Source organism: Sulfurihydrogenibium sp. (assembly GCF_027448985.1).
Classification (GTDB): Bacteria; Aquificota; Aquificia; order Aquificales; family Hydrogenothermaceae; genus Sulfurihydrogenibium.
The window spans coordinates 1-3,983 of sequence record NZ_DAIDMN010000100.1 but is presented as its reverse complement, the minus strand read 5'-3'; the positions used below and the strand labels follow the sequence as shown (position 1 = coordinate 3,983).

2 protein-coding genes and 2 pseudogenes are annotated in these 3,983 nt (G+C 34.4%); 1 reads left to right on the top strand and 3 read right to left on the bottom strand.

The annotated features are described in order from the left end of the window. Nucleotides 1-476, bottom strand: a pseudogene (locus NE054_RS07305) (malate dehydrogenase); the annotation flags it as partial. A gap of 148 nt (nt 477-624) precedes the next feature. Further along, nucleotides 625-2,772: a TonB-dependent receptor gene (locus NE054_RS07300; protein ID WP_297890210.1), complete on the bottom strand. Its 2,148-nt coding sequence runs from the start codon at nt 2,770-2,772 to the stop codon at nt 625-627. A 147-nt stretch (nt 2,773-2,919) separates the two neighbouring features. Here NE054_RS07300 and NE054_RS07295 point away from each other — a divergent pair. After that, a pseudogene (locus tag NE054_RS07295) lies at nt 2,920-3,576 on the top strand (2Fe-2S iron-sulfur cluster-binding protein); the annotation flags it as partial. On the opposite strand, the gene NE054_RS07290 reads toward NE054_RS07295, so the two are convergent. Further along, nucleotides 3,573-3,908 carry an AI-2E family transporter gene (locus NE054_RS07290; RefSeq protein ID WP_297890208.1) on the bottom strand — a complete coding sequence of 112 codons (336 nt, stop codon included), beginning with the start codon at nt 3,906-3,908 and terminating at the stop codon, nt 3,573-3,575. The pseudogene NE054_RS07295 and the gene NE054_RS07290 overlap by 4 nt on opposite strands. Nucleotides 3,909-3,983: the final 75 nt, after the last annotated feature.

Below are 3,983 nucleotides of genomic sequence, written 5' to 3'. Positions count from 1 at the left end.
CCTAAAACTTTGTTTTTAGGAAATCCGGTTATTTTTAAAGCTGCATAGGTTAAAACATCTACCGGGTTTGAAACAACTATCACAACAGCGTTTGGTGCGTACAAAGCAACTCTTTCTGCTATTGTCCTTATTATGTTAACGTTTGCTGTTAAAAGGTCATCTCTGCTCATCCCCGGTCTTCTTGGAAATCCGGCTGTTATGACTACTATGTCTGAGTCTTTCAATGGTTCATAACCTTGACCATCTGCTGTAACGTTGTATCCTTTTACATCAACGTCAACACCTATTGCTGCCGCCATCTGTTTTATGTCTAACGCTTTCCCTTTTACCACTTCAAAAGTTTTATCGTCTACTTTTTTTGGTAAATCAAAGAGTTTTACGTTCGCAAGCTCCCTTATAGCTATTAGGTTCGCAACGTGTTCTCCTACATTCCCCGCTCCAACTATTGATACGGTAGGTCTTTTATAATCTGCCATAAAAAAGCCTCCTTGATAAATTGATATACATTAGGATATAACGATATTTTATTTTTGTCAATCAAACGCTGTTTGATTTTTATTTAAACAAAAAAAATAAAAAAAGGGAGCTTAAAGCTCCCTTCAGGAGGTTATTAACAGCAGCAGGTTAGAATCTGTATGATACGTTTGCGTATATGAATCTTCCAGGTTCTGGGATTTTAACTGGATTTCCTGATACAGATATTCCTCTAAATGGGTCTCTTACGTAGGAGAGATAGTTGTAATAGAATCTATCAAAGATGTTATCAATTCCTACACCAACAAACAGTCTGTTTGCATAGGTGTATCCGGCTTTTACATTCATTATAAACCAGCTTCCGGTTTCCTGCTCTTTTAGGTCAGAGTCAACTTTTGATTGTTTTGCTGAGTATATTCCTTCTAAAAGTGTGTAAAATTTACCATCATCATATTTGACAGCCATTCTTGTTTTTAATGGTGGTATTTCTACCAAATCACTGTCTTTGTATATTCCTTTTTTATCCGTTTTTTTACCTACTTGATAAGCTATACCTAACTCTGCTGATATTTTATCGTTAAATGCGTAAACACCGCTAACATCACCACCGTAAATGACAGCGTCTATATTTTTGTATGTTGTACACCATGTTGTTCCAGGTACTAAACAGTTTGACCCTGCTTGATACTGATAAAGGTAAATGTAATCCTTCAAATCACTGTAAAAGATGTTGGCTCTAAGTCCAAGGTTGTTAAGTGGAAAGTATTCACCACCTAAATCTATCTCTGTGTTTTTGGTTGGTTTTAAATCCGGATTACCGTACCATGGTGCCATTCCGGATAATGCTATAAATCTTTCTTGTGGGTCCGGAGCCCTAACTGTATGTCCTATTCCTATATAGACGTTGTCTTTTTTGTTAAAGTTGTACTTTGCCACAATGTTTCCGGATAGATAGTTGTCCGTATTTGAGAATTTTGTCAACAATCCATTTGTTATGAAGTCTCTATTTTTTCCGGATATTCTGTTTGGGTCTGCTTTTGAGTAGTTGTAATCGTATCTCAGTCCAGCGGAGATTGTCCACTTGTCTATGTTTTTACTTCCTTTTATAAAAAGTCCTATATCTTTTATATTAACATCCGGAATCATTCCGGGGTTTTTATTTTCTTGAGTAGTAAAAGCGTTTTGCACATTGTCTGCAAACCAGTTTCTTAAATACGTATCTATACCTACCGTAGTATCAACACCCATTATATTAAAATCCTTTGATATTTTAGCTCCAAACATTTTGGATTCTGCATATGTCATCATACTGTATGGTCTATCTCCTGTTATATTCCAATTTGTATCTCTCCTATAAGTTGTTTCTCTAAAAGTATCTCGCATATCATGTTTTACTTCGTTGTAATAAACACTGAATTTTAGTCCTATATCTTTTAGTAGAAAATCTCCATTTAATCTGTGGGTCCTGTCATAAAGAGCGTCCATCTTTAAAGCCGGATAAAGGACATTCCTTGCATTTTCAAAGGCGTAGGATAGTTTTATCTCAGAGTTATCGTTAGGTGTTAAAATCGTTTTAAACCAAACTCTATCTATGTTAAAAGCTTTGTCGTTAATATACTGTGGTTTGTATCCCATTATTTTACATTGAGGTGTATTTGCTTGATTACATATACTATACCGAGCGTACTCAGTTAGTTTTTTCCCCTCTCCACTTTCGTAGGGTTTTGAGTACTGATTAGACGCTCCTACCAACACTTTTATGTATTTGTTTCCTACATTACCCCATACATAACCTGTTCTATAACTCCAACTTCCATAGGTACCCCCTACTTCTCCCCCTATACCTTTCTTAGGGTCTTTTGTTTTAACATTTACAACAGCAGCCAAAGAGCCAGCATTCTCAACATCAAAAGGTCCTTCTTTAATCGTTACTGATTCTATCTGTGGACTTGAAACATGAAAGGAAGGTGGGTCCATTCTGTTAGGACAAGCTCCATAGATTTTTGAGCCGTCTATCAAAACATTAATGTTATCTTTTGAAAACCCTCTTATGTACAGGTCGTTTGCTATTCCGGCTTTTCTCATATACCATATTTCCGGATAAAACTCCGATAAAATCTCACCAAGGTCAATCTGTCTTGTGATTTTAGCTTCTTCCTGTGTAAGCTCTTTTTTAGATGCCACTTCCTCTTTTACTTTCTTTTCCTCAACTGTTATTTTTTCTATCCTGATACCTTCCAAAGCCTGTGAATAGTAAGACAAAGCAGCAGTTGAAAGTAAAACTCCCAAAACCAACATTGTTGATTCTCCTTAAAATTCTTGTTAAAAAACTATCAAATAGATGTTTGGTTTAAGTATGACTAATATCATTTAATAATGTTAAAAATTTAAGGTTGATTTAACAGTTTTTATATATTAAAATACTAACATAAATTTAACAAGGAGGTTAACATGAAGAAGTTGGCTTTGGGAGTTTTAGAACAGATAAAAAACTACACGGACCCATCCTTGTCTTACAGAGCTCAGTGTAGAGCTTCCATATGTGGAACCTGTGGTGTTAAAGTTAACGGAAAACCTGTTTTAGCATGTAAAACAAAAGTTTTAGATTTAGCTCAAAACAATCAAGTAGTTATAGAGCCCCTTGATAACATGCCAGTTATAAAAGATTTAGTCGTGGACCAAGATGAATATTTAAATAAACTAAAAAAAGCCAAAACATGGTTTGAACCAAAAGAGTATTTGGATAAAGTTTATCCTGAAGAGTTATCAAATTTTGAGAAAGAGACTGACTGTATTCTCTGTGGAATATGTTATAGCGTTTGTCCGGCTTTTCAAAATGATAAGAACTTTGGTGGTCCTATAAACTTTGTAAAAATCTTTAGATTCTGGAAAGATAAAAATGATGCTCTTGGAGATTTGAGGATTGAAATTGCAAAAGATAACAACATAACTTCATGTATTCATTGTAAGTACTGTACATTCTTTTGTCCAAAAGAAATTCCTGTTGAAGCAGATATACTACAAATAGAGTTTTTTGGAAAACAAAAAGGAATTATCCAATCTCAGGATAACTTTGGATTTGGTTTTGACTTTGGTTTCTAATCTGTAATATTATACCTTTTTTTGTATAGCATTATAAATGCATCTATAAGTGCAACTATGACAGGAGCTATAAATATACCTAAGAATCCAAATGCTTTAAGTCCACCAAGTATAGCAAAAAATAGTATCATAGGATGAATATCTATCTTACTTCCAACAACTATTGGTCTTATAATGTTGTCAACGGTACTTATAACAAAAGTTCCATAAAGAAAGAAAAGTATTCCTGCTATAAAACTTTTCGTTGTAAAAAGATAAATAGCAACAGGTACCCAAACTAAAGAAGCTCCACCAAAAGGAATAAAAGCAGCCAAAAATGTTATAAACGACAACAGTTTGACCCTGCTTGATACTGATAAACGTAAATGTAATCCTTCTAATCACTGTAAAAGATGTTGGCTCTAAGT

Bases quoted from the DNA above. Each gene is read 5' to 3' on its own strand.
- NE054_RS07300 (WP_297890210.1), bottom strand. From the start codon at position 2,772: ATGTTGGTTTTGGGAGTTTTACTTTCAACTGCTGCTTTGTCTTACTAT.